Below are 22,937 nucleotides of genomic sequence, written 5' to 3' on the forward strand. Positions count from 1 at the left end.
GCAGCCAGGCGGGAGGGTAAGGCGGTGATTCTCACCGGAGGCCTCCTACGGATGGAAGTGCCCCGAATTATCCGCCTATCTCGTGATCGAACTGGGGTTTGTCCGCTTTCTGTCACACATCAGGAGCCGTAGCGCCACGAGTGCAGGTACTCCTCCTGCTCGGCGGTGAGCGTGTCGATCTCCACCCCGGTCGCGGCCAGCTTGAGCCGCGCGACCTCCACGTCGATCTCCCCCGGTACGTCGTAGACGCCGGGAGCCAGCCCGGCCCGCTCCTTGGCCAGCCACGCCACGGCCAGCGCCTCGGCGGAGAACGACAGGTCCATGACCGCCGCGGGATGCCCCTCGGCCGCCGTCAGGTTGACCAGCCGCCCCTCGGCCAGCAGCAGCAGGCGGCGCCCGTCGGCCAGCACGTACTCGTCGGTGCTGGGCCGTACGCCCCGGTGGACCTCCACACCGAGCGCGTCGAGCGCCCGCACGTCGATCTCCACGTCGAAGTGCCCGGCGTTGGCCAGGATCGCGCCGTCCTTCATGACCGCGAGATGCTCGCCCCTGATCACGTCCCGGTTGCCGGTGACGGTGATGAACACGTCGCCGTCCTCGGCCGCCCGCCCCATCCCCATGACCTCATAGCCCTGGAGCGTGGCGTCCAGCGCCTTGACCGGATCCACCTCGGTGACGACGACCCGCGCCCCGAGCCCCTTGGCCCGCTCGGCCACACCGCGCCCGCAGTAGCCGAACCCGGCCACGACCACGGTCTTCCCGGCCAGCATGGTGTTGGTGGCGCGGATGATCCCGTCGAGCGTGGACTGCCCGGTGCCGTACCGGTTGTCGAACATCCGCTTGGTCCGCGTGTCGTTGACCGCGACGACGGGAAACCGCAAAGCTCCCTCGGCGGCCATCTGCCGGAGCCGGATCACCCCGGTGGTGGTCTCCTCACACCCCCCGGACACCCGGGACAGCAGGTCGGTCCGCTCGGTGTGCAGGATGTTGACAAGATCACACCCATCATCGAGCACCAGATCCGGCGAGATGTCCAGCGCTTGATGAATATGCCGGTAGTAGGTCCCAAGATCCACCCCAGCCCGCGCATAAACGGAAATGTCATACCCGGCCAGCGCCTCGGCCACGTCATCCTGAGTGGACAGCGGATTGGAGGCGGCAAGGGCGATCCGAGCACCCCCAGCCCGCAACGCCCCCATGAGCACAGCGGTCTCGGCGGTCACATGCAGACAGGCCGCGATGGTCAACCCGGAAAGCGGCTTCTCATCGTCGAAGCGCGCCCCGATGGCGGTCAGCACGGGCATGGCCCGAGCCGCCCAACTGATCCGCCGCTCCCCCAGATCCATCGACATCTCCCATGTACGGCGGCGCCCCCAAGACCACCCAGGCGGTCAAGGGGGCGCCGTGACGGCGAGTACCACGTCCGACGTGAGAAGCGACCCCCACGATCGGCGCCCGCCGGGGTCGGCGGGTGGCGTGGGGGCGGCTACGCCGTAACGGAAATCAGTACCGATAGTGGTCGGGCTTGTAGGGGCCTTCGACGTCGACGCCGATGTACTCGGCCTGCTCCTTGGTGAGCGTGGTGAGCTTGACGCCGAGCGCGTCGAGGTGGAGGCGGGCGACCTTCTCGTCCAGGTGCTTGGGCAGCACGTAGACCCCGATCGGGTACTCCTCGGTCTTGGTGAAGAGCTCGATCTGCGCGATCACCTGGTTGGTGAAGGAGTTCGACATGACGAAGCTCGGGTGGCCGGTGGCGCAGCCGAGGTTCATCAGGCGGCCCTCGGCCAGCACGATGATGCTGTGGCCGTCGGGGAAGATCCACTCGTCGACCTGGGGCTTGATGTTGTTGCGGACGATGCCCTCGGTCTTGGCGAGACCGGCCATGTCGATCTCGTTGTCGAAGTGGCCGATGTTGGAGACGATCGCCTGGTGCTTCATCTTCGCCATATGGTCGGCGCGGATGATGTCGAAGTTGCCGGTCGTGGTCACGAAGATGTCCGCGATGCCGACGACCTCGTCCAGTGTGGTGACCTGGAAGCCGTCCATGGCCGCCTGGAGGGCGCAGATCGGGTCGATCTCGGTGACGATGACGCGGGCGCCCTGACCCTTGAGCGCCTCGGCGCAGCCCTTGCCGACGTCGCCGTAGCCGCAGATGACCGCGACCTTGCCGCCGATCAGCACGTCGGTGGCGCGGTTGAGGCCGTCGAGCACGGAGTGGCGGCAGCCGTACTTGTTGTCGAACTTCGACTTGGTGACCGAGTCGTTGACGTTGATGGCCGGGAACAGCAGCGTGCCGTTCTTGAACATCTCGTACAGGCGGTGGACGCCGGTCGTCGTCTCCTCGGTGACGCCCTTGATCCGCTCGGCGGTCTTGGTCCAGCGCTTCTCGTCGCCGACCGTGCGCTTGAGCAGGTCGATGATGACGTGCCACTCCTCCGGGTCGTTCTCGGTGGCGGAGGGCACGGCGCCGGCCTTCTCGTACTCGGCGCCCCGGTGGACCAGCAGCGTGGCGTCGCCGCCGTCGTCCAGGATCATGTTGGGGCCGTCACCGCCCGGCCAGGCGAGGGCCTGGTCGGTGCACCACCAGTACTCCTCCAGCGTCTCGCCCTTCCAGGCGAAGACCGGCACACCCTTGGGGTCGTCCACGGTGCCCTCGGGGCCCACGACGACCGCGGCGGCGGCGTGGTCCTGGGTGGAGAAGATGTTGCAGCTCACCCAGCGGACCTCGGCGCCCAGCGCGACCAGCGTCTCGATGAGCACGGCGGTCTGGATCGTCATGTGCAGCGAGCCCATGATCTTCGCGCCGCGCAGGGGCTGGGAGGCCGCGTACTCCTTGCGTACCGCCATGAGCCCGGGCATCTCGTGCTCGGCGAGCCGGATCTCCTTGCGGCCGAACTCGGCCAGCGAAAGGTCGGCGACCTTGAAGTCCATCTGGGTTCCCCTCGTGTCACGAAGTTGTCGCCGTCGAGTTTAGGCACCAGGTGAAGCCGGTCGCGACTCAGAGACCCCGAATCTGACGTAAGAATGTAAGGATGCGGATTACGGAGGCTGCGAAGCGGCTCGGAATGTCGCCCAGAATGCTCAGATACCGCGAAGCGCTGGGCCTTCTGCCCCCGGTACGCGAGCAGGGCGCCCACCGCCGCTTCGGCGAGGAAGAACTCCAGGCCGTCGCCCAGGGCGTCGAGCTGGAGCGGCGCTTCGACGTCTCCCCGGCGGAGCTGGCCTTCGCGCTGCGCGTGCTGAGCGAGCCCGCCGTGGCCCAGGCCGTACGTGAGCTGGGCATCCGCATCGGCCGGCTCCAGGCTCCGCGCCGCGCCCTCGACTTCGAGAAGGAGAAGGCGCTGCGGCTTCTGCGAACTTCCGGGCAGGCCCCCGCATCCAACCCGAGGAAAGGTGATCGCTAACACGGGGGCATCATGAGGGTTTTCCTGGCTGTTTCCGCACGTCCACACCGCCTGGAGGCCCTTGGCCAGGCGGTCCGTCGTGCCCGCGACGCGATCGGGGCGACCTTTCCCGTCGCCGCCGAGCGGATCAGGGCGAGCGAGTGGATCTCCTCGAACGGCGGCGTCCACGTCCTCACCTGGACCAACGAACCCGGCTGGGAACCGGCCACCGGACCGGACGGCATCACCGTCGTCGCCGGCCACCACCCGGGCGAGCCCGGCCGGGAACCCGCCACCTGGCAGCCGGGCTGCTTCGCCCTCCTGCGCGCGGGCGAGCACGGGATCACCGCCTCGACCTCGATCGCGCCCGCCGACCCCGTCTACCACGCCGAGACGCCCGACCTGTTCGTCGTGGGAAACCGCGCCCTCCTGGTACGGCTGGCCGCCCACGGCGAGGTCCGCTACGACGTGGCGGCCCTGCAGTCCGTGGCCAGGCAGGGCTACTTCCTGTCCGAGGAGACCCCCTACGCCGGGGTCCGCGCCCTGCCTCCGGCCTCCGAACTGGCGGCGGGCGAGCGGCTGACGGTGACCACGGAGCCGCTGCCGGTGGGGCGTGGCCGTACCGGCGCAGCGCAGGTGGCCGAGCGCATGTTGGAGGCGGTGCGGCCCCTCGCCGGCGGCCGGGATCGGGTGCGCGTCACGCTGACCGGCGGCCGCGACAGCCGCCTGATCGCGGCGCTGCTGCACGGGGCGGGCATCCCGTTCCGCGCCTTCACCTCGGGCTTCGACGACCACCCCGACGTGGTGGTGGCCCGCGAGGTGGCCGCGGCGCTCGGCGTCGAGCACGACGTGACCACGCCGGTGCTGACGCAGGGGAACGAGCTGTCGGTCGTGCACCCGGCCGACCGCGTCCACCACGTGCTGCGCGCCTGCGAGGGCATGCTGTCGGCCTACGAGAACATCACCGCCGACGCCCCCTACAGCGACGTCCCCCGGCTGGGCGGACACAACGGGGAGATCCTGCGCGGCGGCTACCTGTCCGGCATGGAGGAGGCCACCCCCGAGGCGATCCGCCGGCGCACCGAGACGCTGTTCCTGGCCCACCGCGGCCTGTTCACGGACACGGCCAACGACCATGCGGAGGAACTGTCCTGGAGCTCGGACGCCCTTCACGTGCCCGACCACCTGTACGTGCGCTTCCGCGTGGGCCGCTGGCACGCCGCCGCGCGCGCCGCGATGTTGCGCCAGGGCACACCGGTGCAGCCGTTCCTGGACAACCGGGTGGTCCGCGCGGCGCTCGGCATGGACCCCGGCGTGCGCCGGTCGGAGCGGCTGGTCCACCGCCTGATCAGGACGTTCGCGCCACCGCTGGCCGAGCTGCCGCTGGAGGGCCGGCCGTGGCGCTTCCGCACCGAGGGCCGGTTCGCCCGCTGGCGCAACAAGGCGGCCCGCCACATCTCCGCGCCGCGGCCCAAGCCCTGGAACTGGCGGACGGAACCAGGTCAGGAGCTCGCCGAGGAACTGCGCGAGACGATCGTCGCCTGCTCCCGGCTGGGCGAGATCGTCCGCCTGGACAAGGTGCCCGCGCTGTTCGACGGCGGCAGGCTGGTCAAGCCCGCGCTCGTCTGGCATCTGTACACCGTCGCCGGCCTGCTCGGCGCCGATCTCACCGCTCCGGGAACCGCTTCGCGCGGGCGGGTGACGGTGCCAACCAAGCGTCCGTTGATGGCGTCATAACAAGCATGAAAGAGCTGCTGATGGCAGTGGTCCTCGCCATCTCACCCGCGCACGCGGGCACCGCTCAGACCGTCAAGGTCTACTTCTCGAAGGGTTACGGCATCCCCGGCAAGGCTGTGGCCGTCACCCGCAAGGCGCCCGACCGGGGCGTCGCCCGATTCGCCCTCCTGGAGCTGATCAACGGCCCCACCGAGGCGGAGAAGCGCCGGGGTCTCCATTCCGAGCTGGGCGGCCAGATCCGCGGCCGCTCCGACTGCGGCGCCGACTTCATGCTGAAGATCACCTCAGGAACGGCGACGCTGCGCTTCTGCCGGACGGTCTTCGGGCTCGGCGTGGGCGGCGACGCGCGGATCCTGCACACGATCGACAAGACGTTGCTGCAGTTCAGGAGCGTGAAGAAGGTCGTGACCCTGGACAGGGAGGGCCGGTGTCTGTTCGACACGACCGATGCCGGGACATCCTGTCTGACCGGGCACGAGTAGCCCGATTCCTCTAATATCCCGTGAATGCAGCCCCTGACGTCTGATGATCCGCAGACGATCGCCGGCTACCGCCTGCGTGGCCGGCTGGGCGACGGCGGTCAAGGCGTGGTCTACCTCGCCGAGGCCGCCGACGGCCGGCGGCTCGCACTGAAGGTGCTGCACTCCGGGGGCGGCTCCCCGTTACGCGAGCGCTTCGCCAAGGAACTCGCCGCCGCCCAGCGCGTCTCCCCCGCCTGGATCGCCCGCATCGTCGACGCCTCACTCGACGGACCCCGCCCCTACATCGCCAGCGAGTACGTGGAGGGCCCCAGCCTCGCCCGCGCCGTCTCCTCCGACGGCCCGTTCGCGCCCGAACCCCTGTTCCGGCTGGCCTCCGGGCTCATGATGGCGCTGGCCGCCATCCACCGGGCCGGGATCGTCCACCGCGACCTCAAGCCGGCCAACGTGCTGCTCGGACCCGACGGGCCGCGCCTGATCGACTTCGGCGTGGCCCGTACCTCCGACATGACCGCCACCACCTCGGGCAACGTCGTCGGCACGCCGCTCTACCTGGCCCCCGAGTCGTTCCTCGGCCACCGCGCCGAGCCCCCCTCCGACGTGTTCGCCTGGGGCGCGGTCGTGTACTTCGCCGCCACGGGCCGCCACGCCTTCCACGCGGCGGAGATCCCCGCCGTCATGCACCGCATCCTCAACGACACCCCCGACCTGTCCCCGCTGCCGCACCCGCTGCGCGCCCCGGTCGCCGCGGCCCTGGCCAAGGACCCCGCCACCCGTCCCACCGCCGCCGGCCTCCTCCTCGAACTCACCACCATCGGCCACCCCCCGGCGCCCAAAAAGCACCCGGCCCCCACACCTCCCGCTCACGAGCAGGAGCCGGTCTCCGCGCCCGGCCCGCCCGCCCAGAACCGGGAACCGGACCGCGTCCAGCCTCCGCCGCCCGTCCCGGTCAAGGCGCGTGGGCGGGCGGTGCGGGTCGTGGGGGCGCTGGTGGGTGTCGCCGCCGCCGTGGGCGGCGTCTTCGCCGTCAGGGCCTTCGACTCCGGTACGGCTCCCGCCGCCCTGCCACCGGAAGCCGCGGCATCCCTGTCAGCCGAGCCGCCCGCAGTGGGCGAACCGGCCGGACAGGCCACCGAGGGCCCCGCCACCCCCGCGCCCACCCGCGACCCGGGCGCAACCACCGGCCCGAGCGGAACCGCCGGCCCCAGCGGAACCGCCGACCCGAGCGGAACCGCTGATCCTGGCGGGACCGTTGATCCAGGCGGAACCGCCGACCCGGGTGGGACCGCTGACCCGGGTGAGACGGCCGATCCTGGCGGGACCGCCGACCCGGGTGGAACCGCTGAACCGGGCACCACCCGGCCTCCGGCTGGGGCGGCCTCGCCGTACCCGCAGGAGCAGACCACGGGGAACGTGCGGATCTACTACAACCTGCCCAGGGCAGCGCACGCCGCCCGCGCCGCGAAGCTGGTCGCGGCCGGGTTCCAGCCGGCGTCGCTGAGCCTGGCGCCGGGCGAGCGGTACACGGCGGTGTGGGTCAGGCGGCAGGGGCCGCCGCCGAGGTTGTTCCACGGCCTTGGCCCGGAGGCCACGAAGCGCTTCCTGGCCCGTTCGATGGCCGCCGGTTACCGGGTCAAGCTCATCGTGGGCGTGGGCCCGTGGCGGCACGCGACGTACGCGGGCGTGATGGTCAAGCAGGGCGCCACCGCCCATAACCACAGCTACTGGCGGATGACCGAGGCCCAGTTCCGCGACCGGCTCCGCCACTACCAGGACCGCGGCCGCATGGCCCTGCGCTGGGTCTCGGCCTACGGCCCCGCGGCGGACCGCCGCTACGCCGCCGTCTGGGAGCCCAATGCGACCACCGGCTGGCAGGCCACCGTGAACCTGGGCTGGGCCGAGCACAAGCGCGCCTACGACCGCCTGCACGCCAGGGGCTACCGCCCGATGATGGTGGCTGCCACCCCGGATCGCAGGTACACCGCCGTGTGGCGCAAGAACGACAGCGCCTACTTCCACTACGGCGACCTCACCCCGGCCGCCTACCGCACCAAACTCCACCAGATCGCCCAGAAGGGCTACTACCCGGCCGCCCTCCAGGTCTCGGGCACCGCCCAGCACCCCTACTTCACCGCGGTCTGGGCCCCGAGATAGCCACGGGAAACGCCGAGGCCGCCTGGGCCCTGGAATACGCCGGCGCCTGGGCCCCGGGACAGCCCGGGGACCCAGGTCGCGGGGTCAGGCGGTGGGGGTGCGGTCCAGGTCCGGTTCCAGGTAGATGACGCGGGCGATCGGCACCGCCGCCCTGATGCGCTGCTCGGCCTCGTCGATGCCGCGCGCCACCTCGGCCGCGGTGTCGTCGTGCTCGACCGCGATCTTGGCGGCCACCAGCAGTTCCTCCGGCCCGAGGTGCAGCGTGCGCATGTGGATCACGCGGGTGACCTCGGGGGCGTTCTGCAGCGCGGTCCTGATCTGGACCTCGACGTCGGGCGAGGCGCCCTCGCCCAGCAGCAGCGACTTGGTCTCGATGGCCAGGATGATCGCGATGATGCCGAGCAGCACGCCGATCATCAGGGTGCCGACGGCGTCCCAGACCGGGTCGCCGGTGATGGCCGCCATCGAGACGCCGAACAGGGCGAAGATGAGGCCCAGCAGCGCGCCGAGGTCCTCCAGGACGATGACCGGCAGCTCGGGTGACTTCGAGCGGCGGATGAACTCCACCCAGCCCTGCTTGCCGCGTACCGCGTTGGACTCCTTGATCGCGGTGCGGAAGGAGAACGACTCGGCGATGATCGCGAAGATCAGCACGCCGATGGCCCAGTTGAGGTTGCCCAGCGGGTCGTGCGAGCTGAGCTTGTGGATGCCCTCGTAGATCGAGAAGGCCGAGCCGATCGTGAACAGCACGACGGCCACGACGAACGCGTAGAAGTAGCGCTCACGGCCGTACCCGAAGGGGTGCTCCTTGGTCCGCTCACGCTGGGCCCGCTTGCCACCGATCAGCAGCAGGGCCTGATTGCCCGAGTCCGCGACCGAGTGGATGGACTCCGCCAGCATCGAGGACGAGCCGGTGAATACGAAGGCCACGAACTTGGCCACGGCGATGGCCAGGTTCGCGGCCAGAGCCGCGACGATCGCTTTGGTACCGCCACTCGCGCTCACTGCGAATCTCCACTCATAGGTCGATCGAACAATCCCGGATCTTATTGCGAAATTCTCGCCTTAAGTTCTGTGATCGCTGTCACTGGAGTCGGATCGATACCGTAGCCGAGCGCCAGATAGGTGCTGGCGAAGTCGCCCAGGGCGATGAGGGAGGCCAGCCGTTCGAGGGGATGGGCGCCTTCTGCGGCGAGTTCGGTGACCGCGACGTCGCGGTCGCGCGCCATCCGCACGGACGCCTCGCGCCGCCGCGTCACCTGCGGGTGCTCGTCGGCGTCGCGCATCATCACCAGCCGCAGCGAGCGCCCGGCGTCGTCGGCGAAGATGTCGCGCCTGGCCAGCGGGCCGTCGAAGGCGACGACCTGGTTGTGGTTGGCCTCGGGCAGTTCGCCGAAGACCGCGGGGTACTTGGCGTTCTCGTTGAGCTGACACGCCAGCCGGTACGCCGCGACGCCGCTGACCTGCGAGGAACCCCAGATCATCGGCACGCTCTCGGCCAGCTCCATAGCCAGTTGCTTGCCCGGGTTGATGAACGACTCGCTGGAGGGGCGGCAGCGGTGCGCGATGTCCTCCAGCGACTTGGCCACGCCCTCGATCAGCGTCTCGTCCGCGCGCACCAGTCCCAGCCCGGCCGCGGCCACGATCAGGGGTACGGCCAGCAGCCACACGTTGGCCCTCGGCTGCCCGGTCGCCTGGACCGGAACCAAGATGCCGCCGCCCTGCCTGGCCACCGACTCGATCGGTGAGCCGGGACTGGCGACGGCCACGAGCGTGCAGCCCCGCCTGACCGCCTCGGTGGCGGCCGACAGCGTCTCCTCGGTGCGGCCGGAGGCCGACACGGCGATCACCAGGTCGGTCGCGCCCACCCAGCCGGGAAGCTGGTAGGAGCGGACGGTCACGATCGGCAGCGGCGCGCCCTGTCCGGCGACCGCCGCCAGGATGTCCCCGACGATCGCCGAGCCGCCCATGCCCACGACCACGACGGCGCGCGGACGGCCGCGCAGCTCGGCGAGGCCGGCCTCCGCGGCGGCCCGCTGCCCCATCCGCACCTGCGCGGCGGAGTCGGCGACCGCCAGCAGCATGCCGCCGGGATCGTTGTCGGTAAGGAATCGCTGGTCATCGAGCCGGTCGGACTCCCAATTCACGGAGTCCTGGCCTCGTCGACCAGCAGGACGGGGATGTCGTCGCGGACCGGGTAGACGCGACCGCATCCGGTGCAGGCCAGCTCGTCTGTTTCGGCCTCGGCACGCAGCGCGGACTTGCACGCCGGGCAGGCCAGGATCTCGAGCAGCCAGTCGTCGATCTTCACTTTCAACTCCTTACGACGGCGAGGACCTCGTCCCTGATCGCCGTCATCTTGCCTTCGTCGGCCGCTTCGGTGTTGAGCCTGAGCAGCGGCTCGGTGTTGGACGCACGCAGATTGAACCACCAGCCGGACCCGGTCACGGTCAGCCCGTCGAGCTCGTCGAAGGAGCCCCGGCCGCCGAACGTCTCGCGGACCCTGGCCAGCGCACCCGCCTGGTCGGCGACGGTGCTGTTGATCTCGCCTGAGGCGTGGTAGCGCGAGTACGCGGCCACGACCTCCGACAACGTGCTCGCCTGCTCCCCGAGGGCGGCCAGCACGTGCATGGCGGCCAGCATCCCCGAGTCGGCGAACCAGAAGTCGCGGAAGTAGTAGTGGGCGGAGTGCTCCCCGCCGAAGACGGCGCCGGTGCGGGCCATCTCGGCCTTGATGAAGGAGTGGCCCACGCGGGTGCGTACCGGGACTCCGCCGTGCTCGCGGACGATCTCCGGGACGCCCTGCGAGGTGATCAGGTTGTGGATGATCTTCGCGCCCGGGTGCTTGGCCAGTTCCCTGGCGGCGACCAGTGCGGTGATCGCCGACGGCGAGACCGAGCGGCCCCGCTCGTCGACCACCCAGCAGCGGTCGGCGTCGCCGTCGAAGGCCAGGCCGAGGTCGGCGCCGGTCTCGGTGACCGCGCGCTGCAGGTCGAGCAGGTTGTCCGGCTCCAGCGGGTTGGCCTCGTGGTTGGGGAAGGTGCCGTCGAGCTCGAAGAAGAGCGGCGTCACCTCGATCGGCAGGCCCTCGAAGACCGCGGGCACCGTGTGGCCGCCCATCGCGTTTCCGGCGTCGACCACCACCCGCAGGGGGCGGATCGCGCTCAGGTCGACCAGCGCGCGCAGATGCGCGGCGTAGCCGTGGAGCAGGTCCTTCTCGGTGACGGAGCCGCGGGCCGCGCCCGGCTCCAGGCCGGAGCCGAGCAGTTCCGCGGCGCGCTCGCGCACGGCGGTGAGCCCGGTGTCGGCGCCGACCGGGACCGCGCCCGCGTGGCACATCTTCATGCCGTTGTAGCGGGCCGGGTTGTGGCTGGCGGTGAACATCACGCCGGGCAGGTCGAGGCTGCCGCTGGCGTAGTAGAGCAGGTCGGTGGAGCCGAGGCCGGCGTCGATCACGTCCGCGCCGCGTCCGGTGGCGCCCCTGATGAAGGCGGCGGTCAGCCCCGCTCCCGAGGTCCGCATGTCCCGCGCCACGACCAGCGACGTCGCGCCGGTCACGTCGACGAAGGCCGCCCCCACGGCTTCGGCGATCGGCTCGTCCAGCTCGTCAGGCACCACGCCGCGTACGTCGTAGGCCTTGAAGATCTTGGCGAGATCGCCCACTCCAGCTCCTAGGTCGTCGTTGAGACGAGCCTACCGGTCGCCACGCTGCTGCTGGGCGGAGCGGAGCACGCGCAGGTGGCCCCTGCGGCCGACCTCGACCCCCTGGCCTACGGGTTCGGTGCCGGACGGGCTCGGTCTGGCCGCCTCCCTGACCGCGTTGGCGAGCGCTTCGAGATCGTCGGAACTGGGTGAGGCGCCGTCCGTGGGCAACCGCACCACCTCCCAGCCGCGGGGGGCGGTGAGCCGTTCGGCGTGCTCGGCGCACAGGTCATAGCAGTGCGGCTCGGCGTACGTCGCCAGAGGGCCGAGTACAGCGGTCGAGTCGGCGTATACGTACGTGAGCGTGAAGACGGCAGGCTGGCTGCAAGCGGTGCGGGAACAGCGGCGGACGGGGCTCACGGAGGGACCGTATCTGGTAAGAGTCCGAGGCGCCACTATCTGAGCGCTCTTAACGAGCGTGTCGCCACAATTCGGACACCTGTCGCATCCTTTACACCCACCTGTACCAATGCGGCCCTACGGCGGCCGCTCCTCGTAAACTGTGCGGATGACTCCACGACGCCGTGACCGCCACGGTCGCGGACTTCGAGGCCCGCTGGCTCCCTCGCACGTGCCGATCGCGAAGTCCAGGGGCGAGCGCTTCGACGACTTCGTCCTGGACGCCGTCGAGCGGCTCAAGCCGCGCTGGGGAACACAACTGGCGGCGGTGGAGTTCGCCGTCGAGGAGGTGCCGCCGCTGAGCGAGCTCGGGGACGGCCCCGGCCGCTCCGGCCCGATCCCCTTCGGCCGCGCTGAGCCGGCCCGCGGCGCCCATCCGGCCTCCGTGGTGGTCTACCGGCGCCCGCTGGAGGCCCGCTCGCGCGACAGGGAGACGCTGGGCGCGCTGGTGCACGACACGGTGGTGGAGCAGGTGGCGTTCCTGCTGGGCCGCTCGCCCGACGAGGTCGATCCGGGCTACGACACCCACTGATCGGGAAAACCGCGAGGGGCCACGCGGCTGATGCCACGTGACCCCTCGATCCGGATGTTTCCGCCTATACGGCCTGACGCTTGATCCGCCGACGTTCCCGCTCGGACAACCCTCCCCAGATGCCGAACCGCTCGTCGTGTTCCAGCGCGTATTCCAGGCACTCGGCTCGGACCTCACACGAACGGCAGACCTTTTTGGCCTCGCGTGTGGAGCCGCCCTTCTCCGGGAAGAACGCCTCCGGGTCCGTCTGCGCACACAGCGCGCGCTCCTGCCAGCCGAGTTCTTCCGCATCAAGCTGGTCCTGTGCGATGACCAGATCGGTCACTGCACACCTCCCTGCCGCCTGCCCGCAATGGAGCCCCCCATGAACGCCTTCCTTATTACCCACCCACTGGAAGGCGTAACAACATGGTTGTAATTACACGCGCGTGCCGTACGTGACGTCAAGCGGCATGCCGGTATCCGGGGAAAGACCAGTGCTCGCCCCGGTGTGCTTGGCATGTGATGTTCGCGCCCGGCGGTTTCCATGAACCATGGCCTGGACCTGGCGTGTTCAGCGCTCTCAGCGGTCGGAACCGTACCAGGGCGGGATTGACCCCCACCCGTGGCCCACCTTCTCTCTAGCCGTGCTTTGCCGCTCGGTTACCTGCGGGGCTCGTTGGGGGTGTATATGGCGGTGGGATCGATGGGGTCGTCCCCGTGCCTGGGCGGGTCGTTCAGCGCGTCGCCGCCCCGGAAAGCCGCCTGGTCAAGCCGGACGGTCGACTCGGCCGGATTCTCCGCGCCGCCGTTCCAGCCGGGCTGGTAGGGCTGCTGCTGGGGGTGGCCGAAAGGGTCGTCGTAGCTCCCCGGCTGGCCGCCCGTGTAGTCGGGCACGCGCAGGTCGGGCGCGGTTCCGGCGGTCGAGTGCTGGTAGTGCTCGGCCTGCTGATAGGCGTCGAGGAGCTGCTGGGAGCGGGGGTCCACCGGGGGGTCGGGCTCCTGGTACTGCTGGGCGTACTCCTGGCCCGACATGCCGGTGAACGGCTGGCCCTGCTGCTCGAACGCGGGCGGGCGCTCGTAGTACGGGGTGGCGGAGTCCTGGGGCGGGGCGTACGGATTGGGCTCCGGCGGGGGGAAGGAGCTCGGGGTCGCGTAGGCGTCCTGGGGCGGGGCGTAGGGGTCGGGGGTGTTGTACGCGCCGGACTGGGGCTGCTGGCGGTAGACGTCCGGCTGGCTGTCGGCCGGGACGTAGGGGGCCGGGGTGTAGCCGGAGTCGGGCAGCGTCTCCGACGGCGTGTAGCCGCCCGAGGGGGGCAGGGTGTCGGAGGGGGCGTAGGCGCTGGACGGGGGTGCGGTGTCCACCGTGTTGTAGCCGCCGCTCTGGGGCGTCTCGGGCGCGTAGACGTTCGGGGTGTCCTGCGCGGAGTAGCCGGACGGGGTGTACGCGCCGCTCTGCGCGGGCTGGGCGTACTGCTGGGAGTCCTGGCCGTACTGCTGGGGCTCAGGGGCGTACTGCTGAGGCTCCTGGCTGTACTGCTGGGGCTCGGGCGCGTACTGCTGGGAGTCCGGGGCGTACTGCTGGGGGTCCGGGGCGGCGGGGAGTGCGGCTCTGGGCTGCGGCGCGGGCGGCTCGGGGGCGGCGGGCTGCTGGAAGTTCGCGTACGCCTCCTGCTCGGCCCCGAAGCCCTGGCCGAACTGCCGGCCCGGATCGGGCTGGCCGAACTGCTGGCCCGGCTGGGCGTAGGGCTGGCCCGGGTCGGTCCCGGTGAAGCCCTGGCCGGGGACCTGCGGGCTCTGGCCGGGCTGCGCGTAACCGGGCTGGGCGTAGGCGGGGTGCTGACCCGTCGCCGGTTGCTGGCCCGGTGCCGGTTGCTGGCCGGGCGCGGAGTGCTGGCCGGGCGCAGAGGTCTGACCAGGGGCGGAGGTCTGACCAGGGGCGGAGGGCTGGCCTGCGGCGGAGGGCTGGCCGGACGGGGGCTGCTGGCCGGACGGGGGCTGCTGGCCGAACTGCTGGCCCGGGGCGGGCTGGGCGAACGCCTGGCCCGAGGCGGGCTGCTGGGCGTATTCGGGCTGGCCGAAACCGGGCTGCTGAGGGAAGCTGGGTTGCTGGGCGAAGCTCTGCTGGCCGTACCCCTGCGGCTGGCCGAAGCCGGGCTGCGGCGAGAACGTCGTCACGGGACGGCGCGCGGGCAGGGCCTGCGGCATGAGGTAGAGCGCGGCCAGGACCGTCAGGGCGAGCGTGGGCAGGCCGGTGAGCAGGAGCTCCAGGATGGAGCGGAAGCCGTCGCCCGCGAACAGGGCCACGAACAGGGCCAGGACCCCGAACAGCACCATCGCCGCCAGCGTGATCGCCGCGGTCATCGTGGCCGCCCGCGCGGACTTGGCCGGGCTGCCGAGCTTGGTCAGCAGCAGCACCGCGCCGACCAGCAGCGCGATCGTGACCGGGCTGGTCAGGCTGGAGAAGTAGATGGCGCCGCGCTCGGAGAGACCGATGCTCGATCCGTAGGCACCGTCTCCACCGATCAGAAACCGGCCAATAGCCACCAGCGTGGACGTGACTCCGGCCGCCAGCATGATCCAGGCGGCCGGCTCTCTCAGCCGGGCGACGTCAAGTTTGCTCACAACTACCCCCATCGAGCCCTTTGGCCCGCAGTGGAGTTTGCCACATGACCGACTTACGCGGCGGGGAACCCAGGAGGCTCATCCATCACATGTCCCGCATTGAGAGGATTTTTCTGGCATGGGGAGGGGTAAGACTGACCTCTGGGACAGATGGAAGACTGGGTGACATGCACATCGTGTCCCTCGCCGGCGGCATCGGCGGCGCCCGCTTCCTGCGCGGCCTGCGCGCCACCGCCCCCGACGCCCAGATCACCGTCATCGGCAACACCGGCGACGACATCACCCTGTTCGGCCTGCGGGTCTGCCCCGACCTGGACACCGTCATGTACACGCTGGGCGGCGGCATCAACGAGGAGCAGGGCTGGGGCAGGGAGAAGGAGACCCACACGGTCAAGGAGGAGCTGGCCGCGTACGGGGTGGAGCCGCAGTGGTTCGGGCTCGGCGACCGCGACTTCGCCACCCACATCGTGCGCTCGCAGATGCTGGAGGCCGGCTACCCGCTCTCGCAGATCACCGAGGCGCTGTGCGCGCGCTGGCAGCCCGGCGTACGGCTGCTGCCGATGAGCGACGACCGCTGCGAGACCCACGTGGTGATCACCGATGAGCAGGGGCGGCGGGCGATCCACTTCCAGGAGTGGTGGGTCAGGCTGCGCGCCTCGGTCCCGGCCGAGTCGATCGCGCTGATCGGCGCCGACACCGCGCGGCCCGCGCCCGGCGTCCTGGAGGCGATCGCGGAGGCGGACGTGGTGATCCTCCCGCCGTCGAACCCGGTCGTGAGCATCGGCACGATCCTCCAGGTCCCCGGCATCAGGGACGCGCTGCTGGCCAAGACCGTGGTGGGCGTCTCCCCGATCATCGGCGGCGCGCCCGTGCGCGGCATGGCCGACGCCTGCCTGACCGCGATCGGGGTGGAGACCAGCGCCCAGGCGGTGCTGGAGCTGTACGGGGCGGACCTGGTCGACGGCTGGCTGGTCGCGCCCGAGGACGACGGGGTGGCCGTGGCCGGCATCCGGGTGGCGGCCCGCCCGCTGATCATGCACGACGCCGAGTCCGCCGCCGACATCGCCCGCGCCGCCCTCGACCTCGCCCTGGACCTCAACCGATGACCACACCGCCGCACCCGCAGGCACCGAGCACCGGCCAGGAGGGGCTGCCGTCCGAGGGTTTTCAGGTGCTGCCGGTCGCCGGGTTGCCGGACGTGCGGCCCGGTGACGACCTGGCCGGGATGCTCGACGGGGCAGGGCTGCGTCCCGGTGACATCGTGGTCATCACCTCGAAGATCGTCAGCAAGGCCGAGGGCAGGCTGCGTCACGCCCCCGACCGCACCAGCGCGATCGAGGAGGAGACCGAGCGCGTGGTGGCCAGGCGCGGCGACATGGTCATCGCGCAGACCCGCCACGGCTTCGTCATGGCCGCCGCGGGCGTGGACAACTCCAACGTCGCCCCTGGCACCGTCCTGCTCCTGCCCGAGGACAGCGACGCCTCCGCCCGCCGCATCCGCGCGGGCCTCCCCCGCGGCGTCGGCGTGATCATCTCCGACACGTTCGGTCGCCCGTGGCGCAACGGCCTCGCCGACGTGGCCATCGGTGCCGCCGGCGTGCTCCCCCTGGAGGACTTCCGCGGCGGTGAGGACTCCTACGGCAACCCCCTCAACGCCACCGTCACCGCCCTGGCCGACGAGATCGCGGCGGCGGCCGAGCTGGTCAAGGGCAAGCTGGCGGGCGTCCCGGTCGCGGTGGTGCGCGGCCTGGCGCACCTGGTGACCGAGGAGGACGGCCCCGGTGTGCGCCCGCTGATCCGCCCCGCCGACGAGGACCTGTTCCGCTACGGCTCCCGCGACGTGGTCGCCGCCCGCCGCACGGTCCGCGACTTCACCGCCGACCCGGTGGACCCGTCCCTGGTACGGCAGGCCGTGCAGGCCGCCTTCACCGCCCCCGGCGCGGAGCGCACCCGGTTCGTCCTGGTGGAGACGCCGGCCGTACGGGAGAAGCTGGTGGACGCCCCGTACCTGGTCGTGCCCTGCGTGACCGAGCCGGGTGAGGAGGCGGCGGCCAGGGCGGGCGCGGCGGTGCAGAACCTGCTGGTCCAGCTCGCCATGGAGGGCCTCGGCTCGGCGTGGCTGCCGCCGACCGGCGGCGAGGAGGTTCTGGATCTCCCTGAGGGCTGGCGGCCGATCGGCCTGGTGGCCGTGGGCCGTCCCGCGACCCGGCCCGCCGACCGGGAGCCCCAGGATTTCGCCGCCCGCATCGTGCTGCGCTGATCTGACTTGAGCCCACACTTAGGGGTAAAGCAGGCATTTACCCTTAGGAAACTTTCCTTTATGTTCGGGGTATCCCCCCATGTAGAGGAGCATTTGTATGAGAAGGGTGCTCACGTTAGCCAGCGCGATGCTCGTGGCGATATCCGCCACGGTCTTCGTCGCCTCCCCCGCGATGGCCCACGGGTACGTCAACTCACCTCCGAGCCGGCAGTACAACTGCAAGCTCGGCAAGGTGCCGAACTGCGGCCCCATCGTCTGGGAACCCCAGAGCGTCGAAGGCGCGAAGGGTCAGCGCAACTGCCACGCCGGTGACTCCCGCTGGGCCCCGCTCAGCGACGAGAGCAAGCCGTGGCCGGTGACGAACGTCGGCTCGTCCACCAGCTTCAGCTGGACGTTCACCGCCCGCCACGCGACGCTGTCGTACGAGTACTACATCGGCAACACCCGCGTCGGGTACGTCGCAGGGAACGGCCAGCAACCTGGGGCCACGGTCACGCACAACGTGAACCTGTCCGGCTTCAGCGGCCGTCAGAAGGTCCTGGCCATCTGGAACATCGCCGACACCGCGATGGCGTTCTACGCCTGTGTGGACGTCAACATCGGTGGCGGCGGCCCCGGCCAGCCCACCCCCACTCCCACCCCGACGACCCCGACCCCGACGCCGACGCCGACCCCGACCGCCACCAACCCCGGCGGCACCTGGGCGGCCGGCACCGCGTACGCACCGGGCAACACCGTCACCTATGGCGGATCGTCCTACCGTTGCCTCCAGTCCCACACCGCGATAGCAGGATGGGAACCTCCCAATGTCCCGGCTCTTTGGCAGCGGATCTGAATCCGTGGAACAGCAGGTTCGTGACGCGGTGGTGTCACTGTTCCGCATCGTGGTCGGACTGCTGTTCGCCTGCCACGGCGCCGCCAAGCTCTTCGGAGTGCTCGGCGGACCCCGTGGCGGCACTCCACCGGCCTTCCTCGAATGGCCGTCATGGTGGGCGGCGGTGATCGAACTCGTCGCCGGCGGTCTGGTCCTCCTGGGCCTGGCCACCCGCGCGGCGGCGTTCCTCGCCGCCGGTGAGATGGCGTACGCCTATTTCACCGTCCACCAGCCCAAGGGGCTCTTCCCCCTCATCAACGGCGGTGAGCTGGCCGCCCTCTTCTGCTGGTCGTTCCTGATTCTCGTGCTCTTCGGGAGCGGCCCGTGGTCGCTGGACTCGGTGGTGGCACACCTCCGCCGCCGCACGAAGGTTCCACAAGGCCCCTAGTGGTCTGAGAACGGGCACCCGCTCCGTGCGGCGGGTCGGCGGGTGCCCGCGGGCCTCACGTGCTCTTGCACGTGGGGTGGCACAACCGGCGGGCGAGCGCCGCCAGGAACACCTCGATGATCTCCCCGGGCTCCCGCGCGACGTGCAGCGAGCCGTTGGTGGCCGTGGTGATCTCCGACAGCGCCGCGCGGTCCACCCCCGAGCCGAAGGCGATCACGACGATCTGCACCGGCTTGTCGGGGTCCCACTCCTCGCGCAGGCGGTCGAGCAGCGCCCGGCGGTTCAGGCCCTTGCCGTCGTCCCTGCCCGCGGTGATGACGAGGAGCGTGTTGTTCATCTCCTCGCGGAACTCGGCGCCGACCTCGCGAAAGCCGCTCAGGATCGCGTCGTTCAGCGAGCTGTCGAGATCCGGGTGCGCGGTGATGGCCGAGGTCAGCTCGTCGAGCCTGCCGCGCCGTACGACCTGCCCCGACTCCGGCTCGTTGATCGGGCCCAGGCCCACACGCTCGCGATATCCCTTGGTACGGCCCAGCGTGTCGGCGAACTCCCACATCCCCATGTGCGTCGAGTCGGGGAAGAGCTGCAGCCCGATCTTCGCCGCGGCCAGGGCGGTCCCGAGCCGGTCGGTCATGTGCTTGGAGGTGTCGGCCAGCACCAGGATGTTGGTCGGCGGCGCCAGCCTGCTCCACGCCTGCAGTGCCGCGTCGATCTCGTCCGGCGAGATCGACGGCCGGGTGCGCGGCGTCTCCGCGGGGATCTGCGGGCCGGGCGAGATCGGCCCGAGCGTGCCGTCGCCGGAGCGGAACCCGGCCCTGCGCACGAGTTCCTGCGCCTCGTCGCCGCGCAGCCAGTCGGCGAAGACCGTGGACGCCTCGGCCACCTCGGGGTCGGTGGCGGTCACCACGTAGGGGTAGTCCAGGCTGATGGTGCCCTCGCGCGGGTGCAGCGCGACCACCGGGTCGGCGGAGGGCCGCCGGTTGTGCTCGCGCACCGACTGCTCGGGGACGATCACCACCGGCCGCTGCCAGAAGGCCCGGTCGTCCACGGCCGCGAGCATCGTGCGGTAGTCGGGCGCGGAGCCGGCCTGCGCCCAGCGGACGAACGCGGTCAGCGCCCGGTCGGCCGAGGCGCCGGTGCCGACGACGTCCCTGGCCGCGGCCACGGTGGCGATGCCCGCTCCGGCCAGCGAGGGGTCGGGCACGCGTACCACGTCGGGCTCGTTCTCGTTGGGGCGCAGCCGCCCGCGCACGGTCGAGGGGAAGACCATGCGCCAGTTCATCTCCGTCCTGCCCACCGCGAAGCGCTCGGCCAGCGACTGGCGGGTGGCGAAGACCAGCGGCGAGGTCGCCACCGTGCTCTGGCCGGCCGGCAGCGCGCTGGCACCCTGCTTGCGGGCCAGCCTGATCCAGGCGGAGGAGTCGGCGATCCAGCCGTCGGGCCGCTGGCGCAGCACGCCCGCGCGGTCGCCGATCAGCGTGCGCAGCACGGTCGCCGGCGGCTGCTCGGTCACCTGGACGAGGACGCAGCGTCCGCCCGTGGCCGTCCTCGTCTCGTTGAAGCGCTCGGCCGCCTGCATCGCCACCGGCGCCACATCCACCGCGGCGGCCACACTGACCAGAACAGGCTCTCGCGTCGAACATAAGGGTCCGCCACCGCCGAAGACGACCACGAAACCGGCGACCAGAACGGCCACGACCGCCAGCCCCGCCAGCATGCCCCGGCCGAGCGCCTGCCTCCGTCGCTGCTCAGGCGCCGGAGCGGCGCGGTGTCGAGCCAACCGCACGGTGCTACCTCTCCATTCGGGAGTGACGATTCTCCCAGCGCCGCCCGGGGGCGGCGCAAGGTCAGGTAGAACTTGTTATAACTAAACGATCCTGAGGACGCTACGGCAGACGCCGTCGCTCTTGGCGGAGGCGGCCAGCCTCTCCTCGCCGGGCCTGCCGTACTCGGTGGTGCGCTGGCGGAAGGGACGGCCGGTCGGCGCGACCATCTCGCCGATCTCGGTGATCGTCTTGTAGGAGCCGTTCTCCGAACCGGCCATGCGGCTGATCGTCTCCTCCATGAGCGTGCCGCCCAGGTCGTTGACGCCGCCCTGGAGCACCTGGCGGCACAGGTCGTCCTGGAGCTTCACCCACGAGCACTGGATGTTCTTGATCGAGCCGTGCAGAAGGATCCTGGCCAGCGCGTGGACGGCGCGGTTCTCCTGCGCGGTGGGGCCTGGCCTGGCGATGCCGGCCAGGTAGATCGGGGCGCTGTGGTGCACGAACGGCAGCAGCACGAACTCCGAGAAGCCGCCGGTCTCCGCCTGCAGGCTCCTGATCAGCTTGATGTGCTTGACCCAGTGCAGGTGGTTGTCGACGTGGCCGTACATCATCGTCGAGGTCGTCGGCAGGCCGACCTTGTGCGCGGTGGTGATGACCTCGACCCACTCCCTGGTCGGCAGCTTGCCCTTGGTCAGGACCCAGCGCACGTCGTCGTCCAGGATCTCCGCGGCGGTCCCGGGCAGCGAGTCCACCCCCGCCTCCTTCGCCGCGCGCAGCCAGTCCTCGATCGAGAGGTTGGTACGGCTGGCCCCGTTGACCACCTCCATCGGCGAGAAGGCGTGCACGTGCATGCCGGGCGTCCGCGCCTTGACCGCCTTCGCGATGTCGAAGTAGGCGGTGCCCGGCAGGTCCGGATGGATGCCGCCCTGCATGCAGACCTCGGTCGCGCCGGCCTGCCACGCCTCCGCGGCCCGGTCGGCGACCTGGTCGAGGCTGAGGGTGTAGGCGTCGGCGTCGGTACGCCGCTGCGCGAACGCGCAGAAGCGGCAGCCGGTGTAGCAGACGTTGGTGAAGTTGATGTTCCGGTTGACCACGAAGGTCACGTCGTCGCCCGCGACCTCGCGGCGCAGGTCGTCGGCGATGCGGGCCAGCTCGTCCAGCGCCTCGCCGTCGGCGCCGAGCAGCGCCACCGCCTCGGCGTCGGTCAGGCCCGCCGGATCGGTGGCGGCGCGGCGCAGCGCCTGGCTCAGGTCGCCCAGGATCGCCGCGGGCCCGGCGGCGGGCAGCCGCTCGCGCAGCGCGTCCCAGTCGCCGTAGACGTGGTCGAAGTCGTCGCGGCGGTCGTTCGTGCGGCCCTCGGTGTCCACGGCGGTGTGCAGGTCCACCCGTCCCGAGGCGGAGAAGCCGCCGTCGGGCTCCTGCCACGGGATGCCCTTCAGCACCGCGTCCGGCCTGGCCAGGCCGGTCTCCGGGTCGGCCAGCGCGCTGATGTGCGCCATCACCCGGGGATCGGTCCAGGGCTCGCCGGCCAGCACGTACTCCGGGTAGAGGGTCAGGCGCTCGCGCAGGCCGTACCCGGCGGCGGCGGTGCGCTCGGCCAGGTCGTCGATCTGCGGCCACGGCTGCTCGGGGCTGACGTGGTCGGGGGTGACCGGCGAGACGCCGCCCCAGTCGTCGATCCCGGCCCTGACCATCAGCTCGAACTCGCCGCCGATGAGGTTCGGCGGCGCCTGGATGCGCATCCTCGGGCCGAGCACCAGCCGCGCGACGGCGATCGTGGCGGCCAGTTCCCGCAGGTCGGCGTCGGGCATGCCGCGCATGGCCGTGTCCGGCTTGGCGCGGAAGTTCTGGACGATGACCTCCTGGACGCCGCCATACTCCCTGGCGACCTTCCTGATCGCGAAGATCGACTCGGCGCGGTCCTGGACGGTCTCGCCGATCCCGATCAGCACGCCGGTCGTGAACGGCACGTTCGACCGGCCGGCGTCCTCCAGCACCCGCAGCCGCACCGCCGGGTCCTTGTCCGGCGAGCCGTAGTGCGCCTGGCCCTTCTCGGTGAACAATCGCGTGGAGGTGGTCTCCAGCATCATCCCCATCGACCCGGCGACCGGCTTCAGCCGCTGGAAGTCGCGCCAGGTGAGCGCGCCCGGGTTCAGGTGCGGCAGCAGCCCCGTCTCCTCCAGCACCCGGATCGCCATCGCGCGGACGTAGGAGATCGTGTCGTCGTAACCGTGGGCGTCCAGCCACTCCCGCGCCTGGTGCCAGCGGTCCTCGGGCCGGTCGCCCAGCGTGAACAACGCCTCCTTGCACCCCAGCGCGGCGCCCTGGCGGGCGATCTCCAGCACCTCGTCCGGGCTGAGGAACGGCGCGGGCAGCTTGTGCGGGGCCGTGGCGAAGGTGCAATAGCCGCAGCGGTCGCGGCACAACCGGCTCAGCGGGATGAACACGTTCTTGCTGTAGGTGATCACCCCGTCCCGCCCGGCGTTGCGCAGCCCGGCGTCACGGACGCGGCCGGCGTGTTCGAGCAAGGTGTCGAGGTGCCCGTCTCGGGCGTGCAGCAGCACGGTCGCCTCGGTGACGTCGAGCGCCTTGCCGTCGCGGGCGCGGGCGAGCGCCCTGCGCAGGGCGGAATCACTGACCACAGTCATAGCGGCACGATACG

The 22,937-nt window shown here is 71.0% G+C and carries 20 protein-coding genes; 9 read left to right on the plus strand and 11 right to left on the minus strand.

The features are described from left to right. Positions 1 to 119 precede the first annotated feature (119 nt). On the minus strand, positions 120 to 1,346 hold the full coding sequence (locus tag ACIBEJ_RS15670; protein ID WP_397183411.1) for an adenosylhomocysteinase: 1,227 nt from the start codon (positions 1,344 to 1,346) through the stop codon (positions 120 to 122). A 157-nt stretch (positions 1,347 to 1,503) separates the two neighbouring features. Continuing rightward, on the minus strand, positions 1,504 to 2,931 hold the full coding sequence (gene ahcY / locus ACIBEJ_RS15675) for an adenosylhomocysteinase (protein WP_397183412.1): 1,428 nt from the start codon (positions 2,929 to 2,931) through the stop codon (positions 1,504 to 1,506). A 101-nt stretch (positions 2,932 to 3,032) separates the two neighbouring features. Between ahcY and ACIBEJ_RS15680 the strand changes: the two genes are divergently transcribed. Genes ACIBEJ_RS15680 through ACIBEJ_RS15695 form a run of 4 tightly spaced genes read left to right on the plus strand, consistent with a single transcriptional unit; the run spans position 3,033 to position 7,753 of the window. Further along, positions 3,033 to 3,404, plus strand: a complete 372-nt coding sequence (locus ACIBEJ_RS15680; protein WP_397183413.1) for a MerR family DNA-binding transcriptional regulator — start codon at positions 3,033 to 3,035, stop codon at positions 3,402 to 3,404. 12 nt (positions 3,405 to 3,416) lie between these two features. Then, complete coding sequence (locus ACIBEJ_RS15685; RefSeq protein ID WP_397183414.1) at positions 3,417 to 5,120, plus strand: asparagine synthase-related protein; 1,704 nt, start codon at positions 3,417 to 3,419, stop codon at positions 5,118 to 5,120. 5 nt (positions 5,121 to 5,125) lie between these two features. Then, positions 5,126 to 5,602, plus strand: coding sequence for a hypothetical protein (locus ACIBEJ_RS15690; protein ID WP_397183415.1), 477 nt, complete (start codon positions 5,126 to 5,128; stop codon positions 5,600 to 5,602). A 24-nt stretch (positions 5,603 to 5,626) separates the two neighbouring features. Next, entirely contained in the window at positions 5,627 to 7,753 is a 2,127-nt protein-coding gene (locus ACIBEJ_RS15695; protein WP_397183416.1) for a protein kinase, read from the plus strand. 84 nt (positions 7,754 to 7,837) lie between these two features. Here ACIBEJ_RS15695 and ACIBEJ_RS15700 read toward each other — a convergent pair whose 3' ends face one another. From ACIBEJ_RS15700 to ACIBEJ_RS15720, 5 genes are read right to left on the minus strand one after another with little or no spacing between them, the layout of a single operon-like run. Then, the gene (locus ACIBEJ_RS15700) at positions 7,838 to 8,758 is read right to left on the minus strand and encodes a cation diffusion facilitator family transporter (RefSeq protein ID WP_397183417.1); all 921 of its coding nucleotides are present in this window, start codon (positions 8,756 to 8,758) and stop codon (positions 7,838 to 7,840) included. A gap of 41 nt (positions 8,759 to 8,799) precedes the next feature. Next, the gene (locus ACIBEJ_RS15705; RefSeq protein WP_397183418.1) at positions 8,800 to 9,900 is read right to left on the minus strand and encodes a bifunctional phosphoglucose/phosphomannose isomerase; all 1,101 of its coding nucleotides are present in this window, start codon (positions 9,898 to 9,900) and stop codon (positions 8,800 to 8,802) included. Then, the gene (locus ACIBEJ_RS15710) at positions 9,897 to 10,070 is read right to left on the minus strand and encodes a Trm112 family protein (RefSeq protein ID WP_397183419.1); all 174 of its coding nucleotides are present in this window, start codon (positions 10,068 to 10,070) and stop codon (positions 9,897 to 9,899) included. Before ACIBEJ_RS15710 ends, ACIBEJ_RS15705 begins: the two co-directional genes overlap by 4 nt. Further along, positions 10,067 to 11,416, minus strand: a complete 1,350-nt coding sequence (locus ACIBEJ_RS15715; protein WP_397183420.1) for a phosphomannomutase/phosphoglucomutase — start codon at positions 11,414 to 11,416, stop codon at positions 10,067 to 10,069. The genes ACIBEJ_RS15710 and ACIBEJ_RS15715 overlap by 4 nt, the downstream gene beginning before the upstream one ends. 30 nt (positions 11,417 to 11,446) lie before the next feature. After that, entirely contained in the window at positions 11,447 to 11,815 is a 369-nt protein-coding gene (locus ACIBEJ_RS15720) for a DUF3499 domain-containing protein (protein WP_184957752.1), read from the minus strand. A 148-nt stretch (positions 11,816 to 11,963) separates the two neighbouring features. Between ACIBEJ_RS15720 and ACIBEJ_RS15725 the strand changes: the two genes are divergently transcribed. After that, positions 11,964 to 12,386, plus strand: coding sequence for a metallopeptidase family protein (locus ACIBEJ_RS15725; protein ID WP_397183421.1), 423 nt, complete (start codon positions 11,964 to 11,966; stop codon positions 12,384 to 12,386). A gap of 64 nt (positions 12,387 to 12,450) precedes the next feature. Here the strand turns inward: ACIBEJ_RS15725 and ACIBEJ_RS15730 are convergent, their stop codons facing one another. Together ACIBEJ_RS15730 and ACIBEJ_RS15735 are read right to left on the minus strand one after the other, a co-directional pair. Further along, entirely contained in the window at positions 12,451 to 12,711 is a 261-nt protein-coding gene (locus tag ACIBEJ_RS15730) for a WhiB family transcriptional regulator (RefSeq protein ID WP_049564653.1), read from the minus strand. Positions 12,712 to 13,028: 317 nt separating this feature from the next. Then, on the minus strand, positions 13,029 to 14,990 hold the full coding sequence (locus ACIBEJ_RS15735; RefSeq protein ID WP_397183422.1) for a hypothetical protein: 1,962 nt from the start codon (positions 14,988 to 14,990) through the stop codon (positions 13,029 to 13,031). A gap of 167 nt (positions 14,991 to 15,157) precedes the next feature. On the opposite strand from ACIBEJ_RS15735, the gene cofD reads away from it, so the two are divergent. The 4 genes from cofD (at position 15,158) to ACIBEJ_RS15755 (ending at position 18,512) form a co-directional block, all read left to right on the plus strand. Beyond that, a complete protein-coding gene (gene cofD / locus ACIBEJ_RS15740; protein WP_397183423.1) occupies positions 15,158 to 16,096 on the plus strand; it encodes a 2-phospho-L-lactate transferase in 939 nt (312 codons plus the stop codon). After that, on the plus strand, positions 16,093 to 17,250 hold the full coding sequence (locus ACIBEJ_RS15745; protein WP_397183424.1) for a coenzyme F420-0:L-glutamate ligase: 1,158 nt from the start codon (positions 16,093 to 16,095) through the stop codon (positions 17,248 to 17,250). The genes cofD and ACIBEJ_RS15745 overlap by 4 nt, the downstream gene beginning before the upstream one ends. Positions 17,251 to 17,347: 97 nt before the next feature. Then, positions 17,348 to 18,085 carry a lytic polysaccharide monooxygenase gene (locus ACIBEJ_RS15750; protein ID WP_397183425.1) on the plus strand — a complete coding sequence of 246 codons (738 nt, stop codon included), beginning with the start codon at positions 17,348 to 17,350 and terminating at the stop codon, positions 18,083 to 18,085. Positions 18,086 to 18,089: 4 nt separating this feature from the next. After that, entirely contained in the window at positions 18,090 to 18,512 is a 423-nt protein-coding gene (locus ACIBEJ_RS15755) for a DoxX family protein (protein ID WP_397183426.1), read from the plus strand. A gap of 55 nt (positions 18,513 to 18,567) precedes the next feature. Here ACIBEJ_RS15755 and ACIBEJ_RS15760 read toward each other — a convergent pair whose 3' ends face one another. Together ACIBEJ_RS15760 and ACIBEJ_RS15765 are read right to left on the minus strand one after the other, a co-directional pair. Continuing rightward, the gene (locus tag ACIBEJ_RS15760; protein ID WP_397183427.1) at positions 18,568 to 20,295 is read right to left on the minus strand and encodes a substrate-binding and VWA domain-containing protein; all 1,728 of its coding nucleotides are present in this window, start codon (positions 20,293 to 20,295) and stop codon (positions 18,568 to 18,570) included. Between the two features lie 81 nt (positions 20,296 to 20,376). Further along, positions 20,377 to 22,923: a bifunctional FO biosynthesis protein CofGH gene (locus tag ACIBEJ_RS15765; protein ID WP_397183428.1), complete on the minus strand. Its 2,547-nt coding sequence runs from the start codon at positions 22,921 to 22,923 to the stop codon at positions 20,377 to 20,379. Between the last annotated feature and the right edge of the window lie 14 nt (positions 22,924 to 22,937).

It is taken from the genome of Nonomuraea sp. NPDC050790 (assembly GCF_044456745.1).
Lineage (GTDB): Bacteria > Actinomycetota > Actinomycetes > Streptosporangiales > Streptosporangiaceae > Nonomuraea.